General features: G+C 41.1%; 10 protein-coding genes. 5 read left to right on the top strand and 5 right to left on the bottom strand.

The genetic code is table 11. The features are described 5' to 3' along the window. Window positions 1–325 precede the first annotated feature (325 nt). Window positions 326–1,138 carry an SDR family oxidoreductase gene (locus tag LVD16_RS08815; RefSeq protein WP_233773563.1) on the top strand — a complete coding sequence of 271 codons (813 nt, stop codon included), beginning with the start codon at window positions 326–328 and terminating at the stop codon, window positions 1,136–1,138. 2 nt (window positions 1,139–1,140) lie between these two features. On the opposite strand, the gene LVD16_RS08810 is transcribed toward LVD16_RS08815, so the two are convergent. From LVD16_RS08810 to LVD16_RS08800, 3 genes are read right to left on the bottom strand one after another with little or no spacing between them, the layout of a single operon-like run. Continuing rightward, window positions 1,141–2,433 (bottom strand): TRAP transporter large permease, encoded by a 1,293-nt coding sequence (locus tag LVD16_RS08810; protein WP_233773562.1) that lies wholly within the window; start codon window positions 2,431–2,433, stop codon window positions 1,141–1,143. Next, window positions 2,423–2,899 (bottom strand): TRAP transporter small permease, encoded by a 477-nt coding sequence (locus LVD16_RS08805; RefSeq protein ID WP_233773561.1) that lies wholly within the window; start codon window positions 2,897–2,899, stop codon window positions 2,423–2,425. The genes LVD16_RS08810 and LVD16_RS08805 overlap by 11 nt, the downstream gene beginning before the upstream one ends. Then, a complete protein-coding gene (locus LVD16_RS08800; protein ID WP_233773560.1) occupies window positions 2,896–3,834 on the bottom strand; it encodes a TRAP transporter substrate-binding protein in 939 nt (312 codons plus the stop codon). Before LVD16_RS08800 ends, LVD16_RS08805 begins: the two co-directional genes overlap by 4 nt. 323 nt (window positions 3,835–4,157) lie before the next feature. Here LVD16_RS08800 and LVD16_RS08795 point away from each other — a divergent pair, with 323 nt between their 5' ends. Genes LVD16_RS08795 through LVD16_RS08785 form a run of 3 tightly spaced genes read left to right on the top strand, consistent with a single transcriptional unit; the run spans window position 4,158 to window position 8,987 of the window. Continuing rightward, entirely contained in the window at window positions 4,158–5,288 is a 1,131-nt protein-coding gene (locus LVD16_RS08795; RefSeq protein WP_233773559.1) for an endo-1,4-beta-xylanase, read from the top strand. Between the two features lie 11 nt (window positions 5,289–5,299). Continuing rightward, complete coding sequence (locus LVD16_RS08790) at window positions 5,300–6,130, top strand: aldo/keto reductase (protein WP_233773558.1); 831 nt, start codon at window positions 5,300–5,302, stop codon at window positions 6,128–6,130. A 10-nt stretch (window positions 6,131–6,140) separates the two neighbouring features. Next, window positions 6,141–8,987, top strand: coding sequence for a glycosyl hydrolase 115 family protein (locus tag LVD16_RS08785; RefSeq protein ID WP_233773557.1), 2,847 nt, complete (start codon window positions 6,141–6,143; stop codon window positions 8,985–8,987). Window positions 8,988–9,035: 48 nt separating this feature from the next. On the opposite strand, the gene LVD16_RS08780 is transcribed toward LVD16_RS08785, so the two are convergent. Then, window positions 9,036–10,997: a sialate O-acetylesterase gene (locus LVD16_RS08780; RefSeq protein ID WP_233773556.1), complete on the bottom strand. Its 1,962-nt coding sequence runs from the start codon at window positions 10,995–10,997 to the stop codon at window positions 9,036–9,038. 15 nt (window positions 10,998–11,012) lie between these two features. After that, window positions 11,013–13,757 carry a beta-galactosidase GalB gene (gene galB, locus LVD16_RS08775; protein ID WP_233773555.1) on the bottom strand — a complete coding sequence of 915 codons (2,745 nt, stop codon included), beginning with the start codon at window positions 13,755–13,757 and terminating at the stop codon, window positions 11,013–11,015. A 658-nt stretch (window positions 13,758–14,415) separates the two neighbouring features. Between galB and LVD16_RS08770 the strand changes: the two genes are divergently transcribed. Then, window positions 14,416–16,839, top strand: a complete 2,424-nt coding sequence (locus tag LVD16_RS08770) for a glucuronyl esterase domain-containing protein (RefSeq protein WP_233773554.1) — start codon at window positions 14,416–14,418, stop codon at window positions 16,837–16,839. Window positions 16,840–16,849: the final 10 nt, after the last annotated feature.

Here is a 16,849-nt window from a genome sequence, read left to right as displayed (position 1 = left end):
AAGTATAGAGTACAAAATAAATTGAAAAATGAATATACGAAAAAATTACGCAATCGATTGTGTAAATTCAATATTGTTGCTAACTTGTACTCGTAAGTGTATTTAACTTGTGTTCATTTCAACCACAACCCTAAGGAATGAGCGCATATTCTTTATGAGGTAAGGGTATAAAACCGGGGTAAGTTCAAAACTGTACTCCGGTTTTTTCATGTAACAATGAAGTTTTAAGACCTGAAATCTAAACACTAAAAACAACCGGTTGCGGGCCGTTAAATAAATTCTTTACCTTTACCAGCTTAGATCCTAAATAATTCAAACATCATAAATGATCAATTTTAGTATAGAAAATAAAGTAGCGGTAATCACTGGTGGTTCCGGTGTGTTGGGGAGCAATATCGCTAAAAGTTTTGCTCAGGCAGGTGCAAAAATCGTTATTATCGGACGGACAGAGGAGAAAGTTAATCATATAGTACATGAGCTAAAAGCCGCTTCTGCTGAGGTGATAGGGATTACCTGTGATGTTCTAAATGTCAACTCGCTAAAAACGGCGGCAGAGAAAATTGTGGCCACTTTTAAAACCATAGATATTTTAATAAATGCTGCCGGAGGCAATACCAATGGCGCAACTCTTCAACCCGATCAAAACATATTTGACATAAAATTAGAGCATTTTGATACCGCCGTTCAATTGAATTTGCAAGGCACCATATATCCGTCAGTAATTTTTGGGGAAATAATGGCTAAGAATGGATCGGGCTCCATAATTAATGTTTCATCTATGGCTGCTGAATCAGCCATTACCAGAGTTCCAGCTTATTCTGTGGCTAAATCGGGCATCAACAGCTTTACCCAGTGGCTGGCTTGCGAAATGGCTCATAAATATGGAGACAAAGTACGAGTAAACGCCATAGCTCCTGGCTTTTTCATAGGTGAGCAGAACCGTAGCCTTCTCTTAGATGAGCATGGAGAGTTAACTGATCGTAGTAAAAAGATCATCAACAAAACACCTATGGGTCGCTTTGGGGAAATTACAGAGCTGAATGGAATAGTGCAGTTTCTGTGCTCCGAGGCAGCCAGCTTCATAACAGGCACTGTAATTCCTGTAGACGGAGGTTTCAGTGCCTTTAGTGGCGTTTGATATTAATAATCAAACGCCTTAGGTAACCATAAACTTAATCCAGGAATATAGGTCACTAATAACAGTACAATTAACATGGCTATGAACAGTGGTAAAAGTGGTTTTATCACTTTCTGAATAGACGTTTTAGCCACACCTACCCCCACAAACAGCACAGACCCTACCGGTGGAGTACATAACCCAATACATAAATTGAGCACCATGATAATCCCGAAATGAATCGGGTCCATCCCCAGGTTCTTTACCACAGGAAGGAAAATTGGTGTAAAGATTAACACCGCAGGCGTCATATCCATAAAAACACCAATGAACAGCAATATCAAGTTGATTATAAGCAAGATAACATACTTGTTATCGCTTAACCCTAATAAAGCCTGGCTGAAACTTTGGGGTATATCTGCATAGGCCATAACCCATGACATACTCATAGAAGTACCTATCAGCAACAATACCACGCTGGTAGTAACTATGGATTTGATGAAAATATCAAAGAATCTCTTCTTGTCCATTTCACCATAGATCATTGCTAAAACGAACGTATAAAGTACTGCCACGCCAGAAGCTTCAGTAGCGGTGAAAATACCAGTAACAATACCACCTATAACCACTACCAAAAGGAATAAACTAGGTAATGCATGGAAAAACTTAACCGCCAAATCCTTTAATGATGACTTATCTCCAGTAGGGTAATTTTTCTTCTTAGCCCAATATGCCGCCACGGCCATAAGTACTAAACCAGTGATAATTCCAGGAATATATCCTGCTAAGAACAAGGCTGTGATAGATGCCCCTCCACTCGCCAGAGAGTAAACAATCAGGATGTTTGATGGTGGTATTACCAAACCTGTGGTAGCACTGGTAATGTTAATAGCGGCACCAAACTCTCTCGGATAGCCTTCTTTTTCCATTCTGGGGCCTAAAATACCTCCAATAGCTGAGGCTGCCGCTGCAGCAGAGCCTGAAATAGCTCCAAATAACATGGCTCCAATAATGTTCACATAGGCTAAGCCACCAGGGAAAGAACCCACCAGTGCTTTCGCAAAGGCAATGAGTCGATTAGCTATACCTCCCTGATTCATAATTTGCCCTGAGAGCACAAAAAAGGGAATCGCCAGCAAGGCAAAACTATCCAATCCGGTAGCCATTCTTTGTGCAATAGTTGTCACTGCCGGCACTGAATCAATAGAAATAAGCATGGTGAACAAGGTAGAAATACCAATACTCCAAGCCACTGGCAGGCCTATTCCTAAAAGGATTAAAAAACTAAGTACGAGGATTATAACTTCACTGGCCATCGGTAATATTTTTAGGAGAGATAATTTCTAATACCTTATAAATAAGAATGAGCAATCCGCTCACCGGTATAACTGCATAAATCAAGGATAGCGGTATATTGAGTGCAGGGGAATTTTGCGACAGTACATACGTGATGTAAACTAATCTTCCTCCTCCAATAATCATGGCCGCCAAGGCAAAAATGATGATCAAAATGTTCTGTATGATCTTTAGCCTTATCTGCTGTTTATCATTAAGCTTATCGGACAGTAAGTTGATAGCCAGGTGACTACCCTGACCTGAAGCATAAGCAGCCCCAAGTACACCAATCCAAATCAAAAGATATCGAGCCAGCTCGTCAGTAAATGAGCTTGGCGAAACCAGAATATACCTGGAAAAAATCTGCCATAGTACGTCTAACACCATGACCACCATGAGGGCCACCAGCAGGTTAGCCAGTACTTTATCTATAACTTTTTTAATCATTTTGTATTCTGAATCTCTTGAATTAAACTCTTCATTTTAGCTTCTGAACCGTATGTATTGTACATGTCATTCACCCTATCGCTAAATAGATTTTTCTCGGGGTAAATCACCTCCACACCATGCGCTTTCACAGAATCAAGCGCCTGTTTCTCAGCCTTCTGCCACAGTTCTCTCTGGAAACCAACAGACTCCGTCACGGCTTCACTAATCCACTGCTTTTCCTGATCCGTGAGTTTATCCCAAACAATGGTGCTCATGATCAGTACATCTGGTAGGTAGGTATGCTCATCCAGACTGTAATATTTACATACTTCGTAATGATGGGAAAGATAAAAGCTAGGTGGGTTATTCTCAGCTCCATCCACAATGCCCTGCTGTAGAGCGGTATATAGCTCTCCCCAGCTTACTGGAGTAGGCGATCCGCCAAGGGCCTTTACCATGTCAATAGAAGTGGCACTTTCCTGTACTCGTATTTTTAAACCAGCAAGATCTTCCGGCTTATGAATTGGTTTATCAATGGTATAAAAACTACGACTTCCTGCATCATAATAGGCTAGTCCTTTTAACCAATATTGCTCGCCCTCGGCCAATAGGCTGTTTCCAAGATCACTATCTAATACATCATAAAAGTGCTGACGATCTCTAAAAAGGAATGGCAAACCAAAAACTTTCATTCCTGGAGCAAAATTTTCCAGAACTCCTGTACTTACTTTGGTCATACCTAAACTGCCTATTTGAAGGAGCTCCAGACATTCTCTTTCGGTACCCAACTGCTGACTGGGATAAATTTCGATATGTAATTTACCACCAGACTTCTCATCTACACGCTTAGCCATAAACTCCATAGCCTGATGCACCGGATGCGTTACGTCCAGACCGTGTCCTAGCTTAATGCTCTTTACATTTTCTCCACCGCCACATCCTGAAAGTAACACTCCCAGCAAGATTATGACTATGTGAAACTTCTCAATCGTTTTCAGTTTATAACACATCTTCTCTAAATATAACAGATAGTAGCTTGCTTTATCGACCTTGAGACATAGAATTTATGTGTGCAATCGATTGTACACAAATATATCATTTAAGAAATGATAAAAAAATAAAATTTAATTCCAGGACATATTTATACCCTTGATGGAACTGCTGACGTCCCATATTCAAAATTCAATCCTTTTCTAAAATTAATTAAGTCAATGATTTCCATTTACGCAATCGATTGTTTAAATTAATCAAAAATTTTTATTTCTAATCAACTAAGATGCAGATCAAATCATCCCTCATAAGCCCTGTTATCATACTTTTTGTGCTTTTAATAACATCTTGTAGCTCCCCTACCTCCAAAGTGAGTGGAGAGATCGCTTTAGATTCTACAAAAGGGCTAAAAGACTACTATCAAAACTATTTCCCAGTGGGCGTAGCCGTATATCCATCTGCCTTAAAGGGAGAAGAAGCAAAGCTCATCACCTCAGAATTTAACGGTATGACTCCGGAAAATGTGATGAAGATGGGGCCTATCCATCCTAAACCTGATGAATATTACTGGAAAGACGCCGATCAAATTGCTGCATTTGCAAAAGAAAACAACCTTAAGCTGAGGGGGCATGCACTTTGCTGGCATCAGCAAACACCTAACTGGCTCTTTAAAGATAGCCTGGGTAATGATGTAAATAAAGAGGAGCTGCTAGCCAGATTGAAGGATCATATTACTACTGTAGTGAATAGATATAAAGGTACCATTTATGCCTGGGACGTAGTGAATGAAGCCGTGGCCGATGATTCCACCATGATTTATAGGGACTCTAAATGGCACCAGATCTGCGGTAAAGAGTTTGTGGCTAAAGCATTTGAATACGCCAAAGCCGCCGATCCTAATGCTAAACTGTTTTATAATGATTACAATATAGTAAGACCGGAAAAGCGTGAGAGAGTTTATACTTTCCTCAAGGAATTGATTGATAATGGAGTACCTATTGATGGTGTAGGTATTCAAGGTCACTGGTCAATTTTCGAGCCTTCGGAAAATGAACTAAAAACAGCCATTGAAAAATATGCATCTCTCGGACTTGAGGTACAAATCACAGAGCTTGACGTTTCCATTTATCCTTGGGAAAAGAACGTAAGGGAAAGAAAACCAGGTGAGTCTGATGAGTATACAGCTGAGCTACAGAAAAAACAATCTAAAAAGTATGCTATGTTTTTTCGTGTATTCAGGGAGTATAAAGACACAATTACCGGTGTCACTTTTTGGAACATCTCCGACAAATACAGCTGGCTAGATACCTATCCCGTGCCGGGAAGAAAAAATTATCCACTACTTTTTGATCAAAACTTTAATCGTAAACAAGCCTATTGGGAGGTTGTTGATTTCAATAATAATGATAATCAATAACCATAACTAACATGAATATTTCTGACGTACAAGGAACGGTAACACTACATAACGGTGTACAAATGCCTTATTTAGGCTTAGGTGTATATAAAGCAAAAGATGGAAAAGAAGTAATTAATGCTATTCATTCTGCTTTTGACTGCGGCTATAGGGCCATTGATACAGCGGCTATGTACAAAAATGAGGCAGGTGTAGGTGAGGCAGTCAACTCACACAAGCTGGATCGTAAAGATGTATTCGTAACCACCAAAGTTTGGAATAGTGATCAGGGATATGATAAAACTATCAAGGCTTTTGAATCATCTCTCAATGAGCTGAATTTAGAATACCTGGATTTATACTTGATTCATTGGCCCGTAAAAGGCAAATACAAAGAAACCTGGAAGGCCCTTGAAACGCTTTACAATGACGGGAAAATTAAAGCCATTGGTGTAAGTAACTTCCTGATTGATCAACTTGAAGATCTGATGGGCTCTAGTGACATTGTACCGATGGTCAATCAATTTGAATTCCATCCCAAACTGATACAGCAAGATCTAATCAACTTTTGTCAGAAGCACCAAATACAGCCACAGGCCTGGAGCCCATTGATGCAAGGAGATCTTAACCATGCTACGCTGAAAGAAATTGGTGCCAGGCATAATAAAACTGCTGCTCAAGTTATTCTAAGATGGGATTTACAGAAAGGCATGGCTACCATACCCAAGAGCACTAATCCTGGACGAATAAAAGAAAATAGCGACATTTTCGATTTTGAACTTTCGGAAGAAGATATCCAGACCATTGATCAACTCAACCAAAACAGGCGGCTGGGACCGAACCCTGCCAACTTCAATTTCTAAACCTACTCAAATGAAACGCTTCCTAATCACCTATCTTTTAATTTGTCTCTGTATTAGCCTAAAGGCTCAAAAAAACTTCGATCCAGAGGAAAATTACGTCAGTTATAATGCCGTGGCTGGCTCATTTCCTCTTGTGGCTAAAAATAAGGCCACCTCCTTCTATCTCAGCCCGGGTGAGTTTGAAGGTGTGCAGGAGATAGCTGGATGGTTACAATCTGATATTCAAAGGGTTACTAATATAAAGCCTGAGATTTTCATTGACAAAAAGGCACCTAAATCAGAGCAATTGGTGATTATTGGTACATTAGGAAGAAATCCATTGATTGACAAGCTGGTAAAAAACGGTCAATTGGATGTGAGCGGCATTGACGGAAAGTGGGAGCATTTTCTCATTCAAAAAATAAAAAAGCCATTTAAAGGAGTTGATGAGGCCTTGATTATTGCCGGTAGTGACAAAAGAGGTACTATTTATGGCATGATGGACCTCTCAGAAAAGATTGGAGTGTCTCCCTGGTATTGGTGGGCAGATGTGCCTGTAATCCATCAGCAGAATATTTATATCACTAAAAACTTTACTGATGCACCGAAGGTAAAATACCGAGGAATTTTCATCAATGATGAGGCTCCTGCCCTATCAGGCTGGGTGCAGGAAAACTTCGGCGATTTCAATCATGAGTTCTATAATCATGTTTTCGAACTCATACTTAGAATGAAAGGCAATTACCTTTGGCCAGCCATGTGGGGCCGTGCGATTTACGATGATGATAGCCTGAGTGCACGTTTAGCCAATAAACTAGGTGTAGTGATAGGCACCTCGCACCACGAACCTCTTATGCGAGCACATGTAGAATGGAGCAGATACGGAAAGGGACCGTGGGACTACAGCAAAAACAAACAGATCTTACAGGAATTTTGGCGAGAAGGCATGGAGCGAATGGAGAATAATGAAAGCATCGTAACCATTGCTATGCGGGGTGACGGTGATGAGCCCATGAGTGAGGATAGTAATATTCAGCTGCTGGAAAATATAGTAAAAGATCAGCGAGAAATCATTGAGGAAGTAACAGGAAAACCCGCCAAAGAAACTCCTCAACTTTGGGCACTTTACAAGGAAGTGCAGGATTATTATGACAAAGGTATGCGCGTACCAGATGATGTTACACTACTGCTTTGTGACGACAACTGGGGCAATATTCGCAAGCTACCCGCATTATCCGACAGCTTGCGTAGCGGCGGATATGGCATTTATTACCATTTCGATTATGTAGGTGGGCCAAGAAACTACAAGTGGCTGAATACTAATCAGATATCAAGAACATGGGAGCAAATGAATCTAGCCTACAACTACAATGCGGATAAAATATGGATCGTAAACGTGGGTGACATCAAGCCTATGGAATATCCCATTAGCTTTTTTATGGACTACGCCTGGGACCCTACTCTTTCAGCTGATAAACTGCCAGATTACACCATTAACTGGACTGCCTCTCAGTTTGGCAAAGAACACGAAAAAGCTATTAGTGACATACTGGAGAAGTACACCAAATACAATAGTAGACGAAAACCAGAACTACTCTCTCCGGAGACCTATAATATCACCAACGGTGAGTTTGAAACTATAGTAAATGAATATCAGCAGCTGGTAGAAAAAACTGATAGCATTCAACAGCTGCTATCCGAACCTTATCAAGCAGCTTACTTTCAATTGGTGTCTTACCCTGTGAAGGCAAGTGCCAATATCAATGAACTTTACTATGCCGCAGCACTCAATAATCTGTACGCTCAGCAGGGCCGGTCTGCTACTGACTCTTTGGCTAATAGAGTCGAAGAACTTTTCAATAAAGATCAGAAATTGGCCGATGAATACCACCAGCTCCTGAATGGCAAATGGAACCATATGATGGACCAAACCCATATCGGCTACACTAGCTGGCAGGAGCCCAGGAAGAACATTATTCCGAACACTCAAAGTGTAACTTTAAAGCAAGAAGCTGAAATGGGAATAGCCATTGAAGGCAAAAAGGAGACATATTCTCAAGGGTCACTTGCACTTCCAGCTTTTAGCAGCATCAATCCATTAAACAAATGGTATTTAGATATATTTAATCTTGGTAATAAACCTTTTCAATACACTATATCTACCGAACAACCCTGGATTAATATCTCCAGCAGTGAAGGAAAAATTCAACATCAACAACGAATTTGGATAAGCATAAACTGGGATCAGCTTAAGAAAAGTGGTTCAAATAATGGCTCCATCACCATTTCAGGCACAGATCAGCAGGTGGTTGTGAATATTGAGGCCTTGAAAATTGATGTCCCTACAGGAGTGGCCTATGTAGAAGAAAACGGAGTCATCTCCATTGAACCAAAAGATTACACCAAAGCGATAAATACAGAAGGTATTAGCTGGACAGAAATCCCTAATCTAGGTCGTACCTCCTCGGCTGTTAGTGCTATGCCGGTGACCAAAACAGTGGAAAAACCTGGCCAGAATAGCCCTCACCTTGAGTATGATATTTACCTTCTAGATAAGGGAGAACTAAATGTGACGGCCTACTTATCGCCTACATTACCATATCATAATAAAGGTCTTCGCCTGGCTATTTCCATAGATGATCAGGCCCCACAAATTTTAAATATGCACCAAGGTGAAAATGGATACACTTGGGGACAATCTGTGAGCAACAACATTAGAACTGTCAGCACTAAACTAATGGTAGAAAAGTCAGGAAAGCATACACTGAAGTACTGGTTGGTAGACCCTGGAGTGGTTCTGCAAAAGCTTTCAATGACCAGGTCCGAATCATCTGAAACGAATTATTTAGGTCCTACCGTAACCAAGAACCTTAAATGAGTACGATCCATATTCAGCCACACCTAAAATTTAGTGGCTGAATATGGATCATTTTTGAGTTATTTCTTTGGTTCTAAATGGCGAAGCAGGAAGCCCTTCCTTATTGTAAAAATTCACTTGATCAGGATTATCAGCCCAGGCATATCGGACATATTTCGGATCTTTCACCTCCTCACTCCAAACTACCACCTGATCACCTTTAATTTCGGCTTTAGCCCACACAAACTGCTTATCTTCACCAGCAATGGAGAACCACCTCAGTTCCTCCCCATCATTAGAGATCAGGCCGCTTCCTGTATGATCAAAGCTTAGCTGAACCTTCCCATCAGCCACTGAAGCAGACTTAAAAATAGGGCCGGAAAACACTATGCTTTTGTCTCCATAAACCAGATTCTCCGCGGCAAGAGCCAAACGATCTCCTACAGGCTTTTTTCTATCCGGGTGAATATCATTCCATTCTCCCAGATCGATAGCTACGGCCATGGCAGTATTTGGGGCTTCCAGAGATTGTAGTTGTGCCTCCCTAAGTTCTGCCCAGCTACTCTCCGATGGCAGGTAATTAACCTCCATGAAATTAGGAAGCTGTACATATAAGAAAGGTAAGTTTTCATTTTGAAACTGAGTTCTCCAGTCATGAATCAAAGCCTTCTGTAATGCAAGGTATTCGCCTGGTCTACCAGCATTACTTTCTCCCTGATACCAGAGAATGCCTTTAATAGAATAATTTATAAATGGAGCTATCATACCATTGTAAAAGCTTGCCGGCTGATTCCTCATAGCGATACCTCTGGGCCCGTTATTCGGCTTATGCTGATATACTGCTCCCACTTTATATTGCCAATAACCTTTCAAGTCCAAGGTATCTTTGCCAACCGCCAGATAATATGGTTTATCAGGCACAAACCCACCTTTTCCAAAGTTATTAGTCACTCGAATGGTAAAGGTATTTTTACCTGCTTTCAACAAGCCTTCAGGAATATCATATCTACGCTGAGGATACATGTAGCCGGTACTGCCAACTTCCTTTCCATTTACATACAATTGATCGGCATCTACAATTCTTCCAAGTGCCACCCTGGCTGCTTTTCCCGCCATAGATGCTGGTATTTCAATATCTTTTCTAAACCAAACCACTCCATCCAAATTACTTACTCCCTGATCTTCCCAGTAGCCCGGGATATTCATCTGGCTCCAGTTTTTCAACTGATAATCAGGATCATACCATTTCACATCTTCCTCTAACCCCTTGTCTTTGGGCATATCCTTGGCCATTTCTCTCTGGTAAGCTTCAGCTTTTCTGTTGGTACCATATACATAAGCCGTATCTTTATTCTGCTCCACTGTTTTAAGGAGATCATCAAAATCTTTCAAGCCATCTTCACTGATCCAGGCTTCAATGGGAGAGCCCCCAACACTAGAGTTGATCAGGCCAATAGGAATTTTGTATTTCTCATAGATCTTCTTGGCAAAAAAATAGGCCACCACCGAGAACTGAAGTACATTTTCAGGATTGGCTTCCTTCCAGCTACTTTCTGGTAAATTTTTGGCCGGTCCAGGGAAAACAGCCAGAGTAGGCACAAAAAACTGTCTTATTTCAGAATAATTTGCCAGAGCAATTTCCTTTGAATACCTATCCTGATGTACTCCCAAGTAATGAACCATGTTAGATTGCCCTGAGCACAGCCAGACATCGCCAATTAATATATTCTTCAAAGTGATACTATTATTCTCACCAGCTATCTCCATTTCATAGGGGCCACCAGCCTTTGAGGCAGAAAGTAAAACTGACCAATTTCCTTCATGATCAGCTTTTGCCTTATAGCTTTTGCCTTTGAACTTTACCTTTATATTCTCGCCCGTATCTGCCCAGCCCCAAATCTTCAATTTTGCATTTCGTTGCAAAACCATGCCATCGCTGACCAGCTGAGGTAATTGAACTTCAGCAGTGGCACAGTTCATCTGTCCAATAATAAGGAGTAGTAGCAGAAAAGGGATGAAGTTTTTATTCATGATATTAAGGTTCTTCTAAGGGTTGATTATTGCAATATTTTGCAGGCCAGCACTAAGCTCTGAGGATTTTGCAGTGATCTTGATAATGCCGCTTTCTCCTTTTTTTGCTTTTATAATTACCAAAGCTAAACCTCCAAAAGCTTTTCTTGAATGCGATGGAAAAGCAGTCATATCTGTAGGATCACCGTTATCAGTAGCTACAATTTCTCCTGGCCCATCTATTGAAAATTCAATTAGATTATCGGCTTGCGGAACAGTACTACCATGATGATCAGCCACTCTGGCTGTGATAAATATCAGGTCCTTGCCATCAGCATAACATTCTTTTTTATCAGCTTCTAAAATTACTTTATTGGCCGCCTCTGTCGTTTTCACTATTTCCTCTGCCCATTGCTTTCCATCTTTATAGGCAATTACCTTCAGCTCTCCTGGCTCATAGATCACATCATCCCAGCGAAGGCGATATTCGTACTCTCCTTTTTTCTTTTTGCCTAACGATTTCCCATTGAGAAATAATTCTGCCTCATCGCCAGAAGTAAAAATATGCACAGGAGTAACCTTCCCTACTCTATTCGGCCAGTTCCAGTGAGGAAGAATATGTGCCATAGGATAATCGGGTCTCCATCTGGCCTGGTACAGATAAAACCTATCCTTTTTGAATCCGGCGAGATCAATAAGACCAAAATAAGAACTCCGGGCTAAATAATACGGAGTCGGTTCACCAAGATAATCCCACCCGCTCCAAACAAAGCCTCCTGAGACATATGGATGCTTATCAATAGAGGCGAAAACTTTGTCAGCTGATGATCCAAAATCAGCAGTATACAATTCATAGGCGCTTACATACATTTTCTCAGGATCTCCGCCAATACCTTGGCCAATGGGCGAGCTAATCTCCTCAGCCACAGGAAATAAATATGTTCCTCTACTGCTGAGCGCTGCAGCATTTTCACTACTCACAATCATTTTATTTGGAAATTTATCATGAAAGGCGGGGTAAAGTGGGGCGGTATTAATGCCTTTTAGATGGCTGTAAGCTGTAGCATTTCTTATGCCTTCACCCTGATAGTTTAGACTCATAATTTCCATTTCCTCAGATATGGGCATATTGGGCTTGGCATAATTCATAGAAGTGGTAGTTGGCCTGGTGGGATCTTCATCATTCGCTATTTCTCTGAGCACTTGAGCTACCCTGGCCCCATCTTCACCTGTATATTGCTCACCTACCTCATTGCCAGTGCTCCACATGATCACTGAGGGATGATTCCTGTCTCTTCGGATCAAGGCTCTTAAATCCTGTTCATGCCAATCGGGAAAGATCAAATGAAAATCCAGCGGATTCTTTTTTCTTTCCCAGCAGTCATACAATTCATCCACTACCAGAAAGCCCATACGATCAGTCATTTCCAATAACTCTGGTGCCGGCGGATTATGGGCTATTCGTATGGCGTTAGCCCCCAGCTCCTTCAGCATTACCAACTGTCTCTCAGCAGCCCTGGCATTGAAAGCTGCTCCCAATGCACCCAGATCATGATGTTGGTTTACTCCTTTTATAAAAACATGTTCACCATTGACTAAAAGGCCTTTATCAGCATCAAACTTGATTGACCTGACTCCAAAAGTGGTTTCATAATGATCTATAGGCTCTCCATCTTCCAAAAGCGTAGTGACCGCTACATATAAATTTGGTGTTTGATTAGGAGGAGGGCCCCATAATTTAGGATTCTTCAAGGTTGTAATTCCGGCATGAGAAACTGATGTTTTACCCGCTATCCTTAGGGTTGATGGCTCAAAAGAGGAAACTATAGCGCCCGTTCTTTCGCCTTTTTCATTGATTTCATAGACATCTGTTTGCAGAGAAATTTCCTTCTCTTCAAAAGCATTATTCTCAATTTCAATTTCCAAATGGATTCTTGCCGATGACTTTGAGACATCCTCTGTAGTAACAGAAGCACCCCAATGGCTCACATGAGTAGGATTGGTTTTCACTAACCACACATTTCTGTAAATACCACCACCAGGATACCAGCGAGAAGAATGAGATGGATTATCTACTCTGATTGCCAGCTGATTATCCCCTTCCTTCAAATATGGAGTTAGCTCTACCCTCCATGAGGAATAGCCATACGGCCAGCCGCCTACCAGATGACCATTGAGCCAGACCATAGCATAAGACATGGCTCCGTCTATATCCAGATATATATTTTTATCTTGATCGGCTTCTGAAATAGCTATCTTTCTACGGTACCACCCCACACCAGGGCTTGGCAACCTGCCCATACCACCTCCCACTGCGGCATCCCAACCTTCCATAAATTGTCCTTTTATGGCCCAATCATGTGGCAGATCAACTACTTCCCAGGTGGCATCATCAAAGTCAGCTTTTACAAATGGAAAGTCTTTTCCCGGATCTCCTTCGGGTCTTTTGTAGTGCCTGAAAGCATCCTTGATAAATGAATTACCTGTAGGCATTATCCATGGCTTTAGAATATTATGTGTAGAAGCAACCTCCACGGCTTCGGTTGGTTTTTCATCCGCAGGTTTTTCATCTCTGTCGTCAGTTATTTCTGGCCTCACATCATAAGTTAAGCTATCAGCATTCTCCACAGAGGCATATTTCATAAATTTCCAGCCTTCGTTTATGGAGATTCTTTGTCTGGTATTATAATATGACTCTTCAAGACTTGATGGTACTTTCTCACTTTCACATGAGAACAGTAAAAGATAAATGACAACAAAAAAGCTAGTAAGCTTAGGCATAGAAATTCAGTGCTTCAGATCATGATCATATTAATTCAAATCTCAAACTAATCAAGACATACAAATAATGCAACCGATTGCGTATAATTTATTAATTATTCCTTTACCAATAGTTTTTGTTCTTTTAAAGAAGAAGTTGATTCATTGATGATCAAAGAGACTTTTATGTCAATGGATAATTTATTCAAACCAAACTCCTGATCACAAAACAATCGATTGTTTATTATTTAAAGCTTAATAATATACCTATCAATGTTTTATCGAAAAGGCCAATGTGAAAATCGCATTTATTAAAATTAACACTGGTTTTTAGTAATTAATATTCATAAATTCATTACGCAATCGATTGAGTAAATTTCACATAAACCTAAACTTGTACACTTAACCCATTCACTTAACTGAAGCATCACTTATTACTGTCTATAAGTCGACTTTATGATAATTTGAAAAGGCTCTTCACACCTTTAATGAGTGCATTTGAATGTCCCAGCCTTTTCTCATTGTCAGATAATCTATTTCAACCAAAACCTCACCGCAATGAAAAAGCTATTCTATTACTGTTTTCATCTCAATTCCCTTCAGGCGTATATGTGCTTGAAACGGCTAATATATCAGAAGTAAAACGTACTCAACCAATTAAAAATAAACCTACAAACTCATGAAAATCAAATCAATTATCCTTTTTAAGCTCGCCTTCTTTTGGCTGATTATCAATTCTTTAGCACAATCAATCCCTATTTCATATAATGTTGAAAACAGGTGGCAATCTTGCTCTGTAAGCGCCGGAAGTCTAAGCAATAATCCTAACTTTCCAGATCCCTTTAGTTTTACCAGTGGTGGCCGGGTATCATCACTAGATGACTGGATCTGCCGAAGGAATGAGATCAAAGCAGATCTCGAGGCCTATGAGATCGGCCAGAAACCCAACAAACCTGCCAATGTTACTGCCAGCTATTCAGGCAATACACTTACCGTAACTGTTAGTGAAAATGGTAGATCGCTTACTTTAACCTCCCAATTTAGCATACCTTCAGGAGGCGGACCGCACCCCATTGTAATAGGTATGAATAGCGGCACAGGCAGTTTATCCTCATCTTTATTTAATGGTATTGTACAAGTGCCCTTTAATCATAATCAGGTAGCTACATATTCTTTCAGTGGGAAAGATACTGGCGCACCATTCTATCGCTTTTACCCAAACCTGACTTATGTTGGGGATTATGCCGCCTGGTCCTGGGGAGTCAGTCGTTTAATAGATGGTTTAGAAATAGTGGCACCACAACTAAATCTGGATATGAGCAGAATAGCCGTAACCGGATGTTCGTATGCAGGTAAAATGGCTCTTTTTTCAGGTGCCCTAGACGAAAGGATAGCACTCACAATTGCCCAGGAGTCTGGTGGTGGAGGTATTAACTCATGGCGCGCCTCTCAGGATTTTGTTAACCGCACAGGTATTAATGTTGAAAAAATTGACAATACCAATGGCTCATGGTTTATGAGTAGCATGCTCAGCAGAAACCCATACAGTCTACCGCATGATCACCACGAGCTAATAGCTATGATAGCACCACGGGCATTTTTAACATTAGGAAACGAAAACTATGGTGATTGGCTGGGAGATGAATCTGGCTATAAGTCTACCATGGCAGCTTTAGAAGTATGGAAAGCCATGGGCGTAGAAGATCGCTTTGGCTTTAACTTCACCGGAGGCCACCAACATTGTCAAGCTGCATCAAGTCAAAACTCGGCGGTTACTGCATTTGTAAATAAATTTCTAAGAAACAACACCAGCACTAACACCACCATAAGAGTGCAACCCACCAGATCAGATTTTAATTATAACTGGCAATCATATGTAAACTGGACTACGCCAAACCTTTCAGGTGGCAATGGCGGTGGCGGTGGTAATGCCAGTGAAATATGGCTTGAAGCCGAATGTGGATCAACCGGCAGCCTTTGGAACACATCATCAAGCGAAAGTGCTTCAAATGGCCAGTTTGTCACAATCCAGCCTGGCAACAACAGTACTTCATCCGCTCCATCCAGCTCTAATGGACATATTACCTATAATTTTAATGTCAGCACTGCTGGAAACTATAACTTGTGGGGCAGAGTAATTACGCCTACAGCTAACGATGATTCTTTCTGGGTAAGAATCGATAACGGCAGCTGGCAAAGCTGGAACAACATTGCTCCCGGAGCCACCTCCTGGACCTGGGATAGCTTCTCATCATATAACTTAAGCTCTGGAAATCATACCCTTACCATTGCCTATCGAGAAGATGGAGCACAGCTGGACAAACTATATTTAACCACCTCCGGCTCTCCCTCTGGCACTGGAAGTGCCGCTGGCAACTGCTCTGGAGGTGGAGGTAGTACAGGAAGTATTTATCAAATTCGAAATAGAGCTACTGGGATGTATTTAGATGGATTAGGATCAACAACTAATGGAGATCCTGCAGTGCAATGGGCCAGTACGTCTCATCCCAATTCTCAATGGCAGTTTATTAGTACAGGCGACGGCTATAACCAACTAAGAAATGTAGGCGCTGGTTTGTATCTGGATGGTATGGGCACAACCACCAACGGTGCTGACGTAGCTCAATGGGCCAACACTAGCCATCCTAACTCTCACTGGATTGCCCAGCAATATAGCGGCAGCTACTATCGAATTCAAAACAGAGCTACCGGTCTTTATCTGGATGGAATGGGAAGAAATACAAATGGAGCAGCTTGTGGCCAATATGCCAATACGACTAATCAAAATGCTCAGTGGCAATTAATTAGTGTATCGTCAAGTTCTTCTGCGAGGCACAGTCCGGCAGAGAATGACTTAAATATTTACGAACAAAATGCATTAATTTACCCAAATCCTGTGCAAAGCTTTTTGCACATAAAGCTACCAGAGGGACGCAGCGCTCAAGAGGTTAGTATATACAACACATCAGGTAAAAGAGTATTGCAGGAAACATTCTCCGGGGAAGATCAAAAAATAGATGTGAGCAACCTAAAAAAGGGACATTATATCCTTGAATTCATCACACCTAATGGAACAATCAACTCGAAGTTTGTAAAGGAATAAAATCAGGTCT

This window comes from Fulvivirga ligni (genome assembly GCF_021389935.1).
Lineage (GTDB): Bacteria > Bacteroidota > Bacteroidia > Cytophagales > Cyclobacteriaceae > Fulvivirga > Fulvivirga ligni.
The sequence above is the reverse complement of the archived record's forward strand: the minus strand, read 5'-3'. Positions and strand labels throughout refer to the sequence as shown.

Coding starts and splice junctions, on each gene's coding strand:
- LVD16_RS08815 (WP_233773563.1), top strand. CDS start 326: ATGATCAATTTTAGTATAGAAAATAAAGTAGCGGTAATCACTGGTGGT.
- LVD16_RS08810 (WP_233773562.1), bottom strand. CDS start 2,433: ATGGCCAGTGAAGTTATAATCCTCGTACTTAGTTTTTTAATCCTTTTA.
- LVD16_RS08805 (WP_233773561.1), bottom strand. CDS start 2,899: ATGATTAAAAAAGTTATAGATAAAGTACTGGCTAACCTGCTGGTGGCC.
- LVD16_RS08795 (WP_233773559.1), top strand. CDS start 4,158: ATGCAGATCAAATCATCCCTCATAAGCCCTGTTATCATACTTTTTGTG.
- LVD16_RS08790 (WP_233773558.1), top strand. CDS start 5,300: ATGAATATTTCTGACGTACAAGGAACGGTAACACTACATAACGGTGTA.
- LVD16_RS08785 (WP_233773557.1), top strand. CDS start 6,141: ATGAAACGCTTCCTAATCACCTATCTTTTAATTTGTCTCTGTATTAGC.
- LVD16_RS08780 (WP_233773556.1), bottom strand. CDS start 10,997: ATGAATAAAAACTTCATCCCTTTTCTGCTACTACTCCTTATTATTGGA.
- galB (WP_233773555.1), bottom strand. CDS start 13,757: ATGCCTAAGCTTACTAGCTTTTTTGTTGTCATTTATCTTTTACTGTTC.
- LVD16_RS08770 (WP_233773554.1), top strand. CDS start 14,416: ATGAAAATCAAATCAATTATCCTTTTTAAGCTCGCCTTCTTTTGGCTG.